At 40.0% G+C, this 16,253-nt stretch carries 23 protein-coding genes; 7 read left to right on the top strand and 16 right to left on the bottom strand.

The features are described 5' to 3' along the window. Nucleotides 1-155 precede the first annotated feature (155 nt). The gene (locus tag PQ578_RS13210; RefSeq protein ID WP_273834768.1) at nt 156-629 is read left to right on the top strand and encodes an N-acetyltransferase; all 474 of its coding nucleotides are present in this window, start codon (nt 156-158) and stop codon (nt 627-629) included. Between the two features lie 25 nt (nt 630-654). Here the strand turns inward: PQ578_RS13210 and PQ578_RS13205 are convergent, their stop codons facing one another. The 4 genes from PQ578_RS13205 to PQ578_RS13190 form a co-directional block, all read right to left on the bottom strand. Beyond that, the gene (locus tag PQ578_RS13205) at nt 655-1,218 is read right to left on the bottom strand and encodes an RsfA family transcriptional regulator (protein WP_273834767.1); all 564 of its coding nucleotides are present in this window, start codon (nt 1,216-1,218) and stop codon (nt 655-657) included. A 164-nt stretch (nt 1,219-1,382) separates the two neighbouring features. Continuing rightward, nucleotides 1,383-2,147: an enoyl-CoA hydratase/isomerase family protein gene (locus tag PQ578_RS13200; protein ID WP_273834766.1), complete on the bottom strand. Its 765-nt coding sequence runs from the start codon at nt 2,145-2,147 to the stop codon at nt 1,383-1,385. An 80-nt stretch (nt 2,148-2,227) separates the two neighbouring features. After that, entirely contained in the window at nt 2,228-2,401 is a 174-nt protein-coding gene (rpmF, locus tag PQ578_RS13195) for a 50S ribosomal protein L32 (protein ID WP_098443283.1), read from the bottom strand. 46 nt (nt 2,402-2,447) lie between these two features. Beyond that, nucleotides 2,448-2,984: a YceD family protein gene (locus PQ578_RS13190; RefSeq protein ID WP_160919243.1), complete on the bottom strand. Its 537-nt coding sequence runs from the start codon at nt 2,982-2,984 to the stop codon at nt 2,448-2,450. 186 nt (nt 2,985-3,170) lie between these two features. Between PQ578_RS13190 and PQ578_RS13185 the strand changes: the two genes are divergently transcribed. Further along, a complete protein-coding gene (locus tag PQ578_RS13185) occupies nt 3,171-4,382 on the top strand; it encodes a nucleotidyltransferase (protein ID WP_273834765.1) in 1,212 nt (403 codons plus the stop codon). 45 nt (nt 4,383-4,427) lie between these two features. Here PQ578_RS13185 and PQ578_RS13180 read toward each other — a convergent pair whose 3' ends face one another. Continuing rightward, nucleotides 4,428-5,456: a SepM family pheromone-processing serine protease gene (locus PQ578_RS13180; RefSeq protein ID WP_273834764.1), complete on the bottom strand. Its 1,029-nt coding sequence runs from the start codon at nt 5,454-5,456 to the stop codon at nt 4,428-4,430. After that, entirely contained in the window at nt 5,453-6,241 is a 789-nt protein-coding gene (locus PQ578_RS13175; RefSeq protein WP_165995246.1) for a patatin-like phospholipase family protein, read from the bottom strand. Before PQ578_RS13175 ends, PQ578_RS13180 begins: the two co-directional genes overlap by 4 nt. Nucleotides 6,242-6,381: 140 nt before the next feature. Here PQ578_RS13175 and ylbJ point away from each other — a divergent pair, with 140 nt between their 5' ends. Continuing rightward, a complete protein-coding gene (gene ylbJ / locus PQ578_RS13170) occupies nt 6,382-7,605 on the top strand; it encodes a sporulation integral membrane protein YlbJ (protein ID WP_273834763.1) in 1,224 nt (407 codons plus the stop codon). 14 nt (nt 7,606-7,619) lie between these two features. On the opposite strand, the gene coaD is transcribed toward ylbJ, so the two are convergent. From coaD to PQ578_RS13155, 3 genes are all read right to left on the bottom strand, one after another. Further along, entirely contained in the window at nt 7,620-8,114 is a 495-nt protein-coding gene (gene coaD / locus PQ578_RS13165) for a pantetheine-phosphate adenylyltransferase (RefSeq protein ID WP_098443278.1), read from the bottom strand. A 2-nt stretch (nt 8,115-8,116) separates the two neighbouring features. Beyond that, nucleotides 8,117-8,704 (bottom strand): 16S rRNA (guanine(966)-N(2))-methyltransferase RsmD, encoded by a 588-nt coding sequence (gene rsmD, locus PQ578_RS13160; protein WP_273834762.1) that lies wholly within the window; start codon nt 8,702-8,704, stop codon nt 8,117-8,119. A 266-nt stretch (nt 8,705-8,970) separates the two neighbouring features. Further along, on the bottom strand, nt 8,971-9,285 hold the full coding sequence (locus PQ578_RS13155) for a hypothetical protein (RefSeq protein WP_273834761.1): 315 nt from the start codon (nt 9,283-9,285) through the stop codon (nt 8,971-8,973). Nucleotides 9,286-9,397: 112 nt separating this feature from the next. On the opposite strand from PQ578_RS13155, the gene PQ578_RS13150 reads away from it, so the two are divergent. Continuing rightward, nucleotides 9,398-9,784, top strand: a complete 387-nt coding sequence (locus PQ578_RS13150; RefSeq protein WP_273834760.1) for a DUF7147 family protein — start codon at nt 9,398-9,400, stop codon at nt 9,782-9,784. A gap of 42 nt (nt 9,785-9,826) precedes the next feature. On the opposite strand, the gene PQ578_RS13145 is transcribed toward PQ578_RS13150, so the two are convergent. Both PQ578_RS13145 and PQ578_RS13140 read right to left on the bottom strand, forming a co-directional pair. Further along, a complete protein-coding gene (locus tag PQ578_RS13145) occupies nt 9,827-11,056 on the bottom strand; it encodes an MFS transporter (RefSeq protein ID WP_273834759.1) in 1,230 nt (409 codons plus the stop codon). A 116-nt stretch (nt 11,057-11,172) separates the two neighbouring features. Next, nucleotides 11,173-11,448: a YlbG family protein gene (locus tag PQ578_RS13140; RefSeq protein ID WP_098443273.1), complete on the bottom strand. Its 276-nt coding sequence runs from the start codon at nt 11,446-11,448 to the stop codon at nt 11,173-11,175. 112 nt (nt 11,449-11,560) lie between these two features. On the opposite strand from PQ578_RS13140, the gene PQ578_RS13135 reads away from it, so the two are divergent. Continuing rightward, nucleotides 11,561-11,881, top strand: a complete 321-nt coding sequence (locus PQ578_RS13135; protein WP_098443272.1) for a class I SAM-dependent methyltransferase — start codon at nt 11,561-11,563, stop codon at nt 11,879-11,881. Nucleotides 11,882-11,903: 22 nt separating this feature from the next. Here the strand turns inward: PQ578_RS13135 and PQ578_RS13130 are convergent, their stop codons facing one another. Further along, nucleotides 11,904-12,344 (bottom strand): YlbF/YmcA family competence regulator, encoded by a 441-nt coding sequence (locus tag PQ578_RS13130; RefSeq protein ID WP_098443271.1) that lies wholly within the window; start codon nt 12,342-12,344, stop codon nt 11,904-11,906. Between the two features lie 168 nt (nt 12,345-12,512). On the opposite strand from PQ578_RS13130, the gene PQ578_RS13125 reads away from it, so the two are divergent. Further along, nucleotides 12,513-13,316 (top strand): ATP-grasp domain-containing protein, encoded by an 804-nt coding sequence (locus PQ578_RS13125; protein ID WP_273834758.1) that lies wholly within the window; start codon nt 12,513-12,515, stop codon nt 13,314-13,316. A gap of 22 nt (nt 13,317-13,338) precedes the next feature. Here the strand turns inward: PQ578_RS13125 and PQ578_RS13120 are convergent, their stop codons facing one another. The 3 genes from PQ578_RS13120 to ylbD all read right to left on the bottom strand — a co-directional run bounded on the left by PQ578_RS13120 (nt 13,339) and on the right by ylbD (nt 14,429). Then, nucleotides 13,339-13,731 (bottom strand): hypothetical protein, encoded by a 393-nt coding sequence (locus PQ578_RS13120; RefSeq protein WP_273834757.1) that lies wholly within the window; start codon nt 13,729-13,731, stop codon nt 13,339-13,341. A gap of 63 nt (nt 13,732-13,794) precedes the next feature. Further along, the gene (locus PQ578_RS13115; RefSeq protein WP_098443268.1) at nt 13,795-14,028 is read right to left on the bottom strand and encodes a YlbE-like family protein; all 234 of its coding nucleotides are present in this window, start codon (nt 14,026-14,028) and stop codon (nt 13,795-13,797) included. Nucleotides 14,029-14,039: 11 nt separating this feature from the next. Then, nucleotides 14,040-14,429 (bottom strand): spore coat protein YlbD, encoded by a 390-nt coding sequence (gene ylbD / locus PQ578_RS13110; RefSeq protein ID WP_273834756.1) that lies wholly within the window; start codon nt 14,427-14,429, stop codon nt 14,040-14,042. A gap of 147 nt (nt 14,430-14,576) precedes the next feature. Here ylbD and PQ578_RS13105 point away from each other — a divergent pair, with 147 nt between their 5' ends. Further along, complete coding sequence (locus PQ578_RS13105) at nt 14,577-15,071, top strand: PaaI family thioesterase (RefSeq protein ID WP_273834755.1); 495 nt, start codon at nt 14,577-14,579, stop codon at nt 15,069-15,071. Here the strand turns inward: PQ578_RS13105 and PQ578_RS13100 are convergent. Beyond that, nucleotides 15,058-16,137 carry a CAP domain-containing protein gene (locus tag PQ578_RS13100; protein ID WP_273834754.1) on the bottom strand — a complete coding sequence of 360 codons (1,080 nt, stop codon included), beginning with the start codon at nt 16,135-16,137 and terminating at the stop codon, nt 15,058-15,060. The two genes, PQ578_RS13105 and PQ578_RS13100, sit on opposite strands and share 14 nt — an antisense overlap. Nucleotides 16,138-16,253 lie beyond the last annotated feature (116 nt).

Raw genomic sequence — 16,253 nt, 5'->3', positions numbered from 1 at the left:
ACCTTCACGTTTCAATAAATATTCAAATTATTCCTTTTATACTTTGTTTTTTGAAATAAGGAAAAGTTTTGTGTTTTCGGTTATAATAGAAAGGTAGAAGTTGTTTCACTTCTAATCACCTAAGAGAATAAGAAGCATGTTTGGAGGGGGCCACTATGGGAGATCTGACAGTTCGTCCACTTGTAATCAATTACAAAACTCTTGAGGAGTTTAAGAAGTTTAAAGAATTTGGTATTCAAGAACTTTCAATGATGGAAGACCTGCAAGATAACATCATTGAGAATGATAGCGAATCTCCATTCTATGGTATTTACTATGGAGATAAGCTTGTTGCTAGAATGAGCTTGTATCGTATCGATGGCAAATACGATCGCTATTTTGATCCACCGCAGGATTACCTTGAGCTCTGGAAACTTGAAGTACTTCCGCAATATCATAATCGTGATTATGGTTCCACACTTGTGAATTTCGCAAAAACCTTTAATTTGCCGGTGAAAACGAACGCAAGACAAGGGTCAGGTGGATTCTGGGAGAAAATGGGCTTTGAAGCAGTCACCTATCAGCCCGAACGCGATCGTGGAGAAAATCCTTATGTATGGTATCCTGAAGGCGTAAGCGAACAGGAGTAACGAAGAAATAGGAGCTGACACGCTCCTATTTCTTTATTTTTTCTAAGTTGCCGTTCGCATCCATTTGAAACCGTAAACTTCCTGAATCGTCCTCTTGAAAGATCACCATTTTCCTTGCTTTCTCCATAATTTCTAGTAATGATTGATAATCTTCCTGAACTGTCAGGTACTCTTTTTCTAACTGATGAAGATTTTGCTTAAGCTGAAGGTTTTCAGCCAGCGCCTCCTGTAGTGATGCTTCACTTTTACTTGTTTCAGTGAGATAAGTTTTCGATGTTATCAACAGGCTAATGGCTTCATCGATTAAATCGATGCTTCGATCTTCTTCTGCTGAATCTACTTTCACTTCCACTTGGTTTTTTTTCTGTTCCTTGCGCTGCTTCTTAGCTAACGTGATCGCTGCCTCATACTGTTTACGAATAAGTGAATTCCATCGAAACCCACAAGCTGCTGGAGTTCGAGAGAGCGTCATACCTACTTCTTCAAATGCAGCGAGTTGTGTACTTGATTCTCTAATGTGACGTAGGACAACCTCAGCTAATAATACATCTTCATCTTTCGACCAAGCATCCTGGCGAATCGGTACCAATCACAATCCCCCCAATAACTGTTTTACAGTCATCATATGCGTTTACTAGATATAGTAGACTCTTGTATTTATGAAAGAATCTATTTTTTTAATCCTAGAGAGAGGGATAGACCTTTTTTTATTCCAAAACAACCTAGAATGAAACCGATTTATACTATACAAATTTACGAATTCTTGTTTAAAAATGCCTTAACGGCTTGATGATGCTCCTCTGTGTCCCATAAGCGAGCACAGCTTCTAATTTCTTCTTCAACTCGATGACGGATGAGATGGGGATCAAGGCTATTGAGCCAGTAGGTTTTATAAGTAGAAAGAATTAGTGGAGACCGTTTCAGAAGATTTTCTATGTAGCGATAAGCATCCTCTTCCCATGGAAGATCATTCGTAATATATGTAAGGCAACCGCTTAAAAAAGCTTCTTCACTCGAATAGCGATCAGCGCTCATAAGCATCCTCAAAGCTTCAGCATGATTCATTCTCGTTAAAGCATATGTAGATCCGCCCCAGCCAGTTGTTAACCCGATCGATCCCTGTATAAACCCTACCTTCGTGTTCTTTCTAGCAATCCGATAATCGCATGCCATCGCAAGCTCCAACCCGCCCCCAACTGCATGACCATTCAAAAGCGCAACGGTGGGTTTCTTACAGAAAAACAAGCGATCAAGAACATCACCCATTTTTCGAAGCATAGGGTAAGCCTGTTCAGCTGTTTTAAGCCCTTGAAATGCCTTTAAATCCCCACCGCTACAAAAAACTTCCTCTCCGCTACCTGTGATCACAATATAGCTTACGCTTTCGTTTGCTTCAGCTTTTTCAATCGCGTGCATTATTCCATCCATCACCCCGTCATTAATCGCATTTCGTTGTTCTGGTCGATCAATCGTCACGATTGCCGCTCCATTACGATATTCAACGATCACACTTGTCATTTCGCACTCTCCTTTTTTAGAAAAGTCAAATAATTCAACACGTAAAAAAACAGAGAGATTTCTCTCTCTGTTTCGCAAGATTACTTGCTTACTACGTTTTCACCTTTGTAATTTCCACACTCTTTACAAACACGGTGAGAAAGTTTGTATTCGCCGCAATTAGGGCACTTTACCATTCCTGGTACTTCTAATTTATAATGAGTACGACGCTTGTTTTTACGCGTTTTAGAAGTTCTTCTAGCTGGTACTGCCATTGTTTCCACCTCCTTAAAAAGTTAACAGTCTTACGGAAATTTTGATCTAGTTATCTTCATTTTCCTTATTGAAAAAATCAGCTAAACCGGCCATACGAGGATCTACCTTTTCTTTCGGTTGTTCCTTCGTAATTACTTCCCAACCATTACCCGATTTTTTTGGCATTTCTTCCGATTCAGAGCTATACTTCACAACGCGAATCGGAATCTCCAAAAGTATATTTTCCTTAATATACGGAACTAAGTCAACCGTATTTCCCGAAACTTGATGAATTTCTTCATCTTCTACCTCAAAATCAACGCCATTTGTGTTTGCTTCAAGCACAAATGTCTCCATTGGGCGAAGTACGAACGGAAAATCAACATCTTCAAGTGTATTGGCACATGGTAGAACCATTTTGCCTTTCACTGTAAGATGAAAGGTAACTTTATTACCATGAAACGATGTTTCACCAGTAACATGAACTGGCGTAATCTCACGTATATCTGGATTACGTTCCTTCAGTTCCTCTACATTCACTTCTTCGTCAATTGTAAGGCCTTTTAATTTATAGGACTTCAATTGTTCAATTGACCATTTCATCTGTGTATCACCTCAAGGCAACAAAAGTATTATAGCTACAAATTAAGCAAATGTCAATATTTTTTCTTTACACCAGTTGTTTCATTGGTAATCTTGGTATAATGTTTATCATACCAGAGAAAAAACCTTTAATTCAACTAATAAAAATGAACGTCCAATTAGATTTGGATTGAGAGGAGCGACTGTATGAAAGCTGCTGGAGTTGTTGTGGAGTACAACCCTTTTCATAACGGGCATCTTTATCATCTAGAAGAAACGAAAAAAGCGACTAATGCTGATGTGGTGATTGCCGTTATGAGCGGTTCATTTCTACAAAGGGGGGAGCCAGCTCTCGTTGATAAATGGACAAGGACAGAGATGGCTCTAAGAAATGGCGTTGATCTTGTGATTGAACTCCCCTACGTTTATGCTACCCAAAAAGCGGAAATCTTTGCAAAAGGAGCAATTTCACTCCTATCTTCCCTCGGAGTGGATGCCGTCTGTTTTGGGAGTGAATCAGGTGCAATAGAAGAGTTCCAAAAGACAACAACATTTATCCATCACAATGAACCAGAATATAACGAACGAATTAAATATTACATGGGCCAGGGAAATAGCTATCCAAAAGCGTCATCGCTTGCTTTCGAGAGTCTTGATGGACACGCAAACGTACTTGATCTCTCTCAACCAAATAACATACTGGGTTACCACTATGTTAAAGCGATTCAAGATCTTAATTCTCATCTAGAGCCCTTTACAATTTTACGAACAAAAGCAGGTTACCATGATCAAGACTTTGACGATGTGGAAATTGCAAGCGCAACAAGTATTCGAAGCAAGCTATTAAAAGGTAGTACCCTTGATCACATCATCAATTACGTGCCACATCCAACTTACGAGAAGCTCTTCGACTATGAGCATACATACAGCGACTTCCACGGGTGGCACAAGCTTTATCACCTGTTGCGTTATAAACTACTTACGACGAACAATAAGGACCTTTCTTTCATCTATGAAGCGGAGGAAGGACTTGAGAACCGTCTTATTACAATGGCGAAGAAAGCCCCAAGTTTTCAATCATTTATGGAGTTTGTCAAAACCAAACGATACACGTGGACAAGAATTCAACGGTTCGCTCTTCACGTCCTCACGCAAACGACTAAGGAGGACATGAAGCCAGCACTAGATGGGAAAGCACCATATCTCCGTATTCTTGGGATGACAAAACCAGGTCGAACGTTTCTTAGTGAGAAAAAAGGGGCACTTTCTATTCCTCTCGTTTCGAATATCAATCAATCAGACCACCCATTTCTCACAATTGAAAGACGAGCAAGCCTAGTTTATGCACTCGGCTACAGTGGTCAGCATCAAGAAGACTTTCTTAAAAAAGAATATAAATCGGTTCCTTTAATGATCTAAAAAAAGCCTGGCAGTAAGCCAGGCTTTTTTGCATTAAGTATGCTTTTACTTTTCTTTCAATTGTTTTAAGTACTCACGAGCATCTTCAAAAGTTTCCACAGGGACAATCTTCATATCGGTATCAATATCTTTTCCTGCTTCTAAGGCATCATCATAATTGGAGTGAGCAACCGGTGCAAAGAAAATTTCTGCCCCTGATCCATCAGCAGCCACGATCTTCTGTTTTATTCCACCGATCGGTCCAACCTCACCTTCGTCGTTGATTGTACCTGTTCCAGCAATTTCATACCCTTTTGTCCAATCCTCTTCTGTTAATTGGTTATAAATTTCAAGTGAAAACATTAACCCTGCTGATGGTCCACCAATTTCGTCGGTATTGATTTTAATGGAAGGATCTGTTTCAATCGTCGTTGCTGTCACAGGACCTGTAATCCCAACCCCTACTTTATCGTCTTCGGCATTATAAGCTGCAGGGAATTCTGAAAAACCAAGCTCCACCTTCATTTCCTTATCTTCTCTTTTAATGGTTAAGTTAACCGTGTCTGACTTTTCATAAGAGCCAAGTTGCTCAAGAAGCTGTTCGGTTTCTTCCACTTTCTTTCCATCAACCTCGACAATTAAATCTCCTAGTTCTAACTTCCCATCTGCCGGCATTCCTTCAATGATTCCGGTTACGAGAACACCATTTTTTGTAATGGTAATGTCCTTATTCGCTGCTTGGTATGCTACAATTGTCGCACTCGTTTGTGAGTTTGCCATAACATCTAGCTGTCTTTGATGGTACTCTTCATCCGACTCACCTTCACGTTTAATCAAATCTTCTTCAATTAACTCATGATATTCGTTAAATTGGGCCCAGATATATTGAATAATGTTGGCTTCTCCTACTCGAACAGTCGTCAGCATAAATTCTCCACCATCTTGTGAACCACCATCAACGTTGATTACTTCATCTAATACTCTCGCTTCTCCCGGTGTTGTCACATAATAGGGGAGGTCAATAAATGTAAAGGCCGCCACCAATACAATAATAATTGCCCAAACATAGGTGAATTTCTTGGTGCTTCGATTCATTTGTTTTTCTCCTTCCACACCTTCACCGCCCGATGAATTTGTTCAAGGTGGCGATAGGCTTCTTCCTCTCCGATTTTAATGATATCCACTACGTTTGTAAAAGCTCTTGATTGAAAAGATTCCAACCCTGGTTTTATCATGACATCTGCATTAATTTCATGCAGCCTCACCATTTCATTTTGCATAATATCAATACTTTGCATAATGACGTCTATAATGGATGTCACATCAGGTTCTTTCTTTACGTTGGATACGTCAACAGCAATGACAAGATCTGCGCCCATTTCTCTTGCAACAGAAACTGGGACGCGATCAATGACACCCCCATCTACTAAGAGGCGTTCTCCAATCTTTTCTGGAACTAATATCCCTGGTATCGCAATACTTGCTCTTACCGCTTGCGCTACAGACCCGGTTCGAAAAACAACCTTTTCTCCTTTAATAATGTCTGTTGCAACAATCGCAAGCGGAGGATCCATGTCTTCTATCTGTTTTCCATGAGTCAACGTTTCAATTAAACTTCTCACTTTATTCCCTGCAATAAACCCCATCTTAGGGACGGTAAAATCTAAATAATACTTTCTGCGGAAAAGCGATGCCATTTTCTCCATCGTTTCGACGTCATGTCCAGATCCATAAATCGCACCGACGAGTGATCCCATGCTACTTCCTGCAATGCAATCTATCGGGATTTTTTCTTGAAGTAATACTTTAAGCACACCTAAATGAGCGAATCCTCTTGCTCCACCAGAACCGAGAGCTAATCCGATCTTTGGACGGTTCACCTGAGAACGCCTCCCTGTCTATACCTGCTTAATCATATGGTCTAATTGTGCCTCACATACGTATATTTTAATAATCGGACAGGTTAGAGAATCTTTTTTCGTTAACTGCTCATGATTTGAGAAGTGGGAGGAATGGAACTGTGAACGTTCAAGTAATGAAAACGATAATGCTTGCAACGTCCGTGACGTTCGTTGCTCTCGCCGTTATTTTATTTCCTGATCATACACTAGAGGCATCCAAAAGCGGTTTATCCATGTGGTGGAATATAGTCTTCCCATCTTTATTACCCTTTTTTATTATCTCTGAACTCCTAATCGGCATCGGCGTTGTTCGATTTATTGGCATTATACTAGAACCTTTGATGAGACCCCTTTTTCGTGTACCGGGTTCAGGTGCTTTTGTATTTGCAATGGGCATCGCGTCAGGCTTCCCTGCAGGGGCGAAGTATACCGCTCATCTTCGTCAAAATAATGACATCACTGCTATTGAAGGAGAACGTCTTGTTTCGTTTACGAACTGCTCAAACCCGCTTTTTATTTTCGCCGCTGTTGCAGTTGGTTTTTTCCATAATCCTGCCCTTGGCGTTATTTTAGCGATCGCCCACTACACAGGTAATATTTTAGTTGGGTTCGTGATGCGTTTTCATCACCCTGAAGACGCTCAACCTACTGAAATGATTCGCTCATCTGAGTCGCGGATCGGACTTGCTTTTACCGCTCTCCATCAAACACGACTTATAGATCCACGGCCATTTGGAAAAATGATGGGAGATGCTGTTCATTCTTCGATTAAAACACTATTAATGGTTGGTGGCTTCATCATTCTGTTTTCTGTTTTAAATGAGCTACTCGGTGTGATTGGAATCGCTGCTATACTTGCAGGAGTAATTCGTTCCATCTTGCTACTGTTACAGCTATCACCTGAGCTCGATATCCCATTACTTTCTGGAATGTTTGAAATTACGTTAGGAAGCAGACTAGCAAGTGAAAGCTCTACAACACTTCTTGCTCAAGCGATCGTTACAAGCTTCATTCTGGCTTTTAATGGATTTTCCGTTCAGGCACAGGTAGCAAGTATTTTGGCAGATACCGACATTCGGTTCAAGCCATTTTTTTTCGCGAGATTACTTCATGGCTTTTTCGCAGCTTTTCTTACACTTGTCATTTGGAAACCTATTTATTTGGATTATTTATCTTCAGGTAATGTCTCTCTTCCTGTTTTAAATCGAGAAGATGCCCCATCGTTTATTGAAAGCGTCTATTCTTTTCTTACGCAAACAGGACCCTGGATCACCCTTTTTTCATTACTTACATTTATCATCCTTGTTACTTACCGTGCTGGGAATCAACGAATATCTAAGTAGAAAAAAGACCCCCGTTAACTTAACGGGGATTCTGCATACTTTTGTCTGAGAGCACTTTCAACGATCTCAGGTACTAGATCTGAGACAGGTGCATGGTATTTCGCAATTTCTTTTACAATACTTGAACTTAAAAAGGAGTATTGATTGTTGGTCATCATAAAGAAAGTTTCAATCTCATCTTCTAGTTTTCGGTTAATTGAAGCAATTTTCATTTCATATTCAAAATCAGATACCGCACGCAATCCGCGTAAGATCGTTGACGCCTCAACTTTTTTAGCATACTCAATTAATAGGCCGTGATGAGAATCAACGGTAACATTCGGAATGTCTTTCGTTGCTTCTTTTAACAAAGCTACACGCTCTTCTACTGAGAATAACGTGGATTTACTCTGATTATTAAGCACAACAACTTTAATATCATCAAACACTCTTGCACCTCGTTTAATAATATCCAGGTGACCAAAAGTTACTGGATCAAAACTACCTGGGCATACTGCAATTTTTGCCATGACTAATTCTCCTCCTCAACACGCAACTGTTCATATGTATAAATGGATATTGTTGTTTTCCCGCTATACGTTTCTTCACGAATCATTCGCAATCCCGCATAAGATTCTGGAAGCGTCACTTCTTTTTTGTGCTCAACGACAATCGTTGCTTGATCTTCTAGCAAATGATAAGCCGTAAGCTTTTCAAGGTCGTGCAAGATTTGCTCTTTGTGATATGGAGGGTCTAATAAAACAAGGGAAAATTTAACCTCTCGTTTTTGAAGAGCTTTTAGCGCACGCTTTGAATTATTCCGAAAAACTTCAGCAGATTCTGTAAAATTCGTTTGCTCCAAATTCGATTTAATTGTTTCAATCGCCTTACTTTCTCGATCCACAAACACACATTTTTCAATACCTCGACTTAAAGCTTCTATGCCTAGTGCTCCACTACCTCCATACAAATCAAGAGCGAAACCACCTTCAAAAAATGGGCCGATGATATTATAAATTGATTCTCTTACTTTATCTGTTGTTGGTCTTGTAGAAGTTCCAGGAACAGGCTTAATTTGCCTTCCTTTACATTCTCCTGCAATTATACGCATCTCTCTCACAACCTTATCGTTTCCATATTCCTACTTATCCTACCACAAAAAAAGGGAAAGCTAAAATCCATGTATAAACGTTTTTGGGATGGTGATACTAAACGTAGTAGCATCGTTCATAACGATGTTGCCAACCGCGGAAGAAGACTTACGTTTCCCCATAAGTTCTTCCTCCGGTTTCTCCTCTCCCATTTGCCTTAGCTTCATAGCTTAAGGCACCCGCAGGAAATCCTGCGGGTTTTTTTATCGAAACAGAACAAAAGAGGTTTCTTACTTTAGCCAGGATCAATGTCGAGTGCATCAACCTGCACACCATGCCAACCGTGATGAACCCAGTCGCTAAATGATCCTTCTGTAATACTCGTATGATTAAACAAATAATCTTCTACCTCTGATAGAGATTGCTCTGAAAGCATTTCAGCCTCCGCTGCTGTTATGACACCATGCAACACAAGTGCAGCAAGAATGTCTGTGATAATCAATCCCTGAATCAACTTTTTATCGACGGTTTCCTCTTTAGCATGTCTTCCTTTCCAGTATAGATAAAGCAACCCACCTACTAAACCAACCAGAAGCAGAATCGAGCCCATAGAAGAACCTCCTTTCTTTCATTCTAATGCAAACGCTTCATCCTTTCCATCATAAAGAATTCATGCTACATTATGATTGGATTTCTGATTTAAAGGAAAGGAGAATGACAACATGATTCAACGCTTTATCGAGCTTGGTGAAGGCTATTCTGATATATATGAATTAGTTGAACTTGCAAGAACGAATTCACATCGCGTTCACCGTTTACTCGTACTTAAAACGATTAAGAACAACAGGGAGGTTTTATCACCAGTAGTCGTCTTAAAACCTGCTGGAGAAGGAAACCTACAGCCTCTTTACATATCTAGAGAAGGGATTCCTGCAAAAGAGCCTTCTGTAAAGCGCCAGGAACTATTTGAAGCATTAAGCAATGAGATTGATACGCCAATCATCCCGATTGAAGTAAAGCCTTCAAGTGAGTTTAACGAAGTAGATCTTTATTTCAATTATATTATTGGGATACTTCGCTTAAATAACTTAATTCCTCCGCTTCAGTAATTTCATAGAATAAACAAAAGCAGGAGCCATTGGCTCCTGCTTTTAGGATGGAATTTCTTTTGCTTCATAAACTGTGCGTTTCCGATCAAGGATTGGGAGAACTTTTCTTTTTACATACGCTACGCTGATCAACAAAATGATCCCTGCAAATAAAAACAGACCTCTTGTCCCAACTAACGCGACAATGGCTCCCCCCGTTATAGGTCCAAGTAAGTTTCCTAAATATACCGCGCTATTCGAGAAGCTATACGTTCTACTTTCCATGCCAGCAGGCGATAACGTTTTAACTAACGAATTGACTGAAGGAAGCAATCCTCCAATACATAACCCTAATAAAAAGCGGAGAGCAATTAATTGCCAAAGTTCTTGAACAAACGCCTGAGGGATAGAAAAGATCGCAGCCCCTATTAACGAGTAATAGAGAACGTGGTGAGAGCCTTTACGATCTCCAACTTTTCCAAGTTTAGGTGAAGCTAGCATATTGGCTACTCCCATGACAGAAGCGGCTATACCAGCAAATAAAGCCACATTTCCGCCTGCTGTAAGCTGCTGTACAAAAAGAGGAATGAGTGGATTCATACCAAGGAGCGCAAACTGTACAAGAAAACCTACAAGCATTAAAGATAGCATCGGAGAATGCACCGTTACTTTTTTGAAATCTTTTATCGCGTTGCTTTTCTCATTTTTGGCTGAGGGTTCTGGTTTTTTCTCTTCTTTCACTAGAAATAATACAACAAATGCTGCAAGTAAAATAACAATACCAGTAATATTAAAGATCATTCGAAAGCCAAACGTTTCTGCCATTAATCCTCCAAATAAAGGACCACAAATAGCACCTGCAACCGCTCCTGAATTTAGCGTACCGAGCGCGTACCCAACGTGCTCTTTTGGTGTATTCGTTGCAACAAGTGCAATTGCAGCAGGAATAAACCCTGAAACAACCCCATTAAGCAAACGTAATCCAAGTAAAGACCAGGGACCTGTGGCAAATCCGGTTAAAATAATAACAATTGCCATACCGAAGCCAGAACGAAGAAGCATTAGCTTTCGTCCATGTCGATCTGCCATACGTCCCCAGAATGGTGAAAATAAAAATGCTGTTAAAAAATTCGCTCCGAAAATGACGCCTGACCAGAGGCTAATTTGACTTTCCCCTTCTACACCGAGTTCTTGCACGTATAAAGGGAGAAATGGCATGATCATCGTCATAGCACCTAGGACTAAAAATTGAGTACCAAACAAAATCCATACATTTCGTTTCCAATTCTCCACCATGTCACTTCCTTTAATTCGACCATTATATACTTCGGTTGCCGAAATAATCAACCATTTAGGATTGGTTTATTAAAAAAGGGCATAAAAAAAAGCCTCCTAAAAGGATTAGCTTTTTAGAGACCCATTTTGTAATCATATTGTTTTGCTTTATCAGGCTTAGCGTTTTGATATTCAGTTTGCACCTCTGGACGCTTTGATGGCTCCACTCTCTTAACAAAATGGAGAGAGTTCAGGCGCTCTTTCGTTGTTTCCAATTGATCGAGATTAATATAAATCACGACATATTTTTGTTTTGAGGAAACGTAGTGAACATTTCCAAACCTTCTTAGCTGTTTGGCATGCTTTAGTGACTGAATATAGACTGCTAGGCCAACCCGTTCTACAAACATGACGCGTTTCCCCTTTACTTATGAACTCCACTCCCCTCTTAAACGGAGTGGTCATTTGATGATGATTCAGTTACGATATTAGGAGACCGTCTTTAAGAAAGGATGCTCTAAAATGAATCTTAATGAAATATGGAATCCATTTCTAAATCGACTGGCCGAATCAACTTATGTGAACACCGTTTCAAAACAAACCATAACCGGTATTCCCTTTCTCTATCTTACAGTAAATTCGAATATTCGAAAAGCTGAGATTGAGATGTTAATTAAATTGGAAGCTGCTAAAAGCATGCGAGGAAAGCAATTAAGGATGGAATATTCCTTCGTGCGTGAAGAAGAGCAGCTACTTGTTTATCGCGTGCGATTTTTAGTACCCCAAGAAAAGATGTTTTGTTGCGGGAACCTCTGTCCCGACTGCATTCGGTTTCGAAATTGAAAAACCAGAGCAAATGCTCTGGTTATCCACAACCGCAGCTGCCGCCTGAGCCGCAGCCTCCACCACACGATTGGTTATCAAAGAAAGGATTTCCGGAAGGAACTTTAATAGAAGGAGAAACTTCACCAGCTAATAGAGAACAAACCTCTACAAGAAGACCTTCAAGTTCTGTCTCCGCTTTCTTAAATGCCGCTACCGCTTCGTGAAGGTCCATATCTCGCTTCGCTTCACGTACTTTTACAGTAATCGTCATAAAATCAGGATGATAACGCCCGAAACGCTGAACCTCATCATAAAGTTCTTTCATTTCCGTAAAGCGTTTAATTAAACGCTGCGCCTCCCGATCTTTTGATAACTGCTTCCTAGCCTCATGATATTCATGAGCTACTTCTGAATCTTTTATCAAAAATCCAAGCTCTTCAGCCTGATCTAAAATCATAACACTATCTAGAGTAGCAATCATACCTACACCTCCACCCTTATCTTACCACTTTTAGGAACCCCCTGACCAGTCCTCTACTATAGTAGTTAAGTGAATATCCACGATTTGGTTATTGACTTTTTATGTAATCGGATCTATAATTTTCTAGATTTATGTGTTTTCATCTAAGAAAGGAAGACAAAGAAAACTGTGAAACTTATTACGTTCAACCCGTTTCGAACTCTTGGTATGTCAGGCGTATCTTATCTTAAACCCGATCATATGTTTAAAGATATTCATGCAATTAGAGAAGCAGATGTGCTGCTATTTCCAGAAAAATGGCAGGTGAATTCTCTTGTTTATGGATTAAATAAAAAGATTTTCCCTTCGATCCAATCGATTCAACTTGGCTTCGATAAAGTCGAAATGACAAGAGCTTTTTGGTCCCTTGCTCCAGATCTTATGCCTTATACCGAAATTGCAGGACGTTCTAACGAGGCAATTGAACGCATTCTAAATACGTTCCCTTTCCCTTTTGTAGCAAAAGAAGTTAGAAGCTCAATGGGAAATGGTGTCTTTTTGATTCGCACAGAGGAAGAGTTCCATGCATATGCAGAGCACAATGAAGTTCTCTATGTGCAAGAATATTTGCCAATTGAGAAAGATCTTCGCGTGGTTTATGTTGGGAATTCTGTTGTATCGGCCTATTGGCGTGTTGGAGGCGAATCATTTCTAAATAACGTCGCACAAGGAGGCAAACTTTCTTTCCATGATATTCCTGAAGAAGCGCTCCAGTTAGTTGATCAGACCGCAAAAGCGCTTGGGATTAATCATGCCGGTTTTGATGTTGTTTGTTCTAATGGAAAGTATTACTTTTTGGAATTCAACTGTTTATTTGGTAATCAAGCACTTGTCCACCAGGGAATTGAAGTTGAGAAATTAATATTCAACTATTTACAAGAGCAGTTTCCACCTATCGTCCCGCCAACAACGCCATTTAAGCAAATATCTTAACCATAAGCCTCCTAATAGAGGCTTATTTTATTTCCACTTTCATTTCTTTTAACGATAAATACCGCCCACCGTCTTCCCGCATAATATCAAGACGAATCGAATGCTTTCCTTCAGGTAAGTTACGTATGACAAACGCAGCTCGGTCAACCGTTTGATACTTTTCACCATCAAGATAGACGTCTAAGTATCCATGATACTCTTTTGTCGTATTTCCATCGTCAAATGAAAAATTTGGAATCAAACACTCAATAAAAACGTCTGACCCTTTCACACGGTGATTCAATACAACTGGCTCTGTGTTCTCTTTAGCTGAGACATTTTCTTGCAGTGCTTGACTGAAACCAACAACTGGTACACAACAGCTAATCATTAAAGCAATCACCATCAGATGCCTTCCTAAACGCTTAACAACCATATGCATCCACACCCCTTCTTTCCTAAGTGTGCCCACGAGTGAAAAGAATAATAAAAAAAGACCCTAATTTTTTAATTGGGTCATTAAAGCAAGCATCATATTCACCATGTTTAATTGGTTCTGAAAACGGTCAACTTTTTGCGGAAACGTCTGACCGTAGAATGTTTTTGAGGCTTCTTCAAACTCTTTCAACGCATATGGTTCTCTACTTAATCGGCGATACCAAACAGGCTGATTCCTTAGAAAAAAAACAAGATCCTGACGATTGGCTAAAAACTCCTGTACTTCCTCACGCATTGCATCTCCTCCTAGTCATGTCGAAACGGAAAAGGAGAATGGGATTGCGAGTAAGGAGGCTGTGACTTTGGTTTACGAAATTGGGACAAAACCTCTTGAATTGAATATACGGCACCGCTGAATTGCTCAATCCCTTTTTGCACCTCTTCAAAATTCATTTGTTTAATCGCCCCAAGCATGCTACCTATCCCTTTTTCATTAGTTGCTTCTCCATCTTCTTGATCTTCTTGATTTTCTTCATACCAGCTTGGATCCTCTTCACCAAAAAGCATCCACTCCTCAAACAACTCTTGAAGCGTTTTTTCCTTCTGCTTCACTTTTTTTAGTACATGAGGATGAGCTTTGACGAACGTTTTAAATTCCTGAACTTTTTGACTTCCCTTTTCCTTTGCTTCAGGCAAATTCGCCACCTCCACTTCCATGAAACCTAAATGGTCTTACTACATCATAATTAGACTTTTAACAATTGTGCGCCTATTTATTGGTGAATACGACCATTATTGATAAACTAATAGAAACAATAACTTGTCAAAAGGAATGGTGGTTATATGAAAGACCAGCAACTACTTGAATTTTTTTCAGAAATCCTAGCTGAGGCAGATGAAAATGAAAAAAACTCTCTCTATTCATTATTAGAAGGCGTGCTAAAGAAACAAAGAAATGAGTATAAGACGTATTTAGCTGGTTTAATGGGAATTAAGAGCAAGCTTCTCGATGAAAATACATACGAAAGCATCATACCCGTTCGAGACCTTGTGCATAATCCTCTTCATATGGTTCATGGGGGCATCACGGCATCCTTAATTGATATTGCAATGGGCTCTCTTGTTCACCAATCACTTCCTTCTGATCAGGCAGCAGTGACATCTGAGATGAACATCCACTTCCTATCTAAAGGCGATGGTAATGAATTAAGATGCCGCTCACATATCATTTTTAAAAGCCATACGAGATGGGTCATAAAAGCGAACGTCTACCGCGATGATGGCACGATCGTTGCCACTGCCACCGGTAATTTTATCGTTATTCCTAGAAAGGTTTAATAAAATTCTGAGTATAATAGTAGCGGAAAACCCCAACACCAATTTCAGTAAATTCTTCATTAAGAAGCGCTTCGCGATGTCCTTTACTGTTCAACCAACCAATCATCGCAGCTCCTGCATCAGGATATCTGGCTGCGATGTTTTCTCCTGCATAACTATAAAGCACGTCTCCTTCCTTTAAACGATCGGAAAGCTCTCCTTCAGATGGAGAAGTATGTGAAAAATAATTATTCTCTTCCATATCTTTGCTGTGACCAAACGCCACATTGGCAACTTCATCGTTATAACCAAGTGGTTTTTTATCTGAAAGGTTACGAAGGACATTTGTCATTGCATGTATTTGCTTTTCCATCGCCGTCTGGACGCCCTGCCATTCTTCTTCTGATAACTCTTTGGGCTCTAGCAATTCACCGCGATAAGAAACGGCATATGGTCTTTGTTTAACGAGAACACCGGGCTCTGCAATTCTAACCGCCCGCAAGCTTCCATTAAATTTATCAAAATAATATTGGGCAAATAATCCTTCGTGAATCGCCACTAACGGTTTTAGCTGCTGTTCTTCTTTTGTTAATTGAAAACGATAGTCATAAGCATCAAATTTCACGGAAATTTCCTTTTGAGGTGCTTCATCCTCGAAAATAGTAGAAGCTTGTTCTCCCATTGGGTATCTCTCTCCAGCATCCACATCTCCCATAAAAAAGACCGTGACAACTCGATTTTCTTCTACACCAATTTGTAAATAAGCTGAGTTAGACTGTTCATATATCCACCAGTCATATCCGTAAGAACTAGGGTCAATTCGATCAGGTTCACCCAAATTCGATTTCATTATATCAACTTCTTGGCCTACCCATTTCTCTACGCCTGTTAGCTCAGGTAGTGGTTCATCTTTCGCTATTGACTCTTCCTGCTTCACACCTTCTGTCGTGTTTTCCAACACGAATTTCTCTTCGTTAATGATTCGTTCAACTTCTGTGCCGATGTTACGCCACTCGATTTTGTCGTAAACGTCTATTCCAATGACGATCACAACAATTAGCAAAGCGAACCGAAGGACATTTTTCATAGGACAGTCGCCTCCATTTCGTTGTATCTATTATGCCTTATCCATTATAGAAACTGCAACGATTAGACTGGTACTGCCCTGACTACACTCATGCTTAAAGGCGATCGTTCGTTTCT

It is taken from the genome of Guptibacillus sedimenti, from assembly GCF_028610665.1.
GTDB lineage: Bacteria > Bacillota > Bacilli > Bacillales > Guptibacillaceae > Guptibacillus > Guptibacillus sedimenti.
Note: the sequence above shows the minus strand (reverse complement) of the source record. Positions and strands in the feature narration are given on the sequence as shown.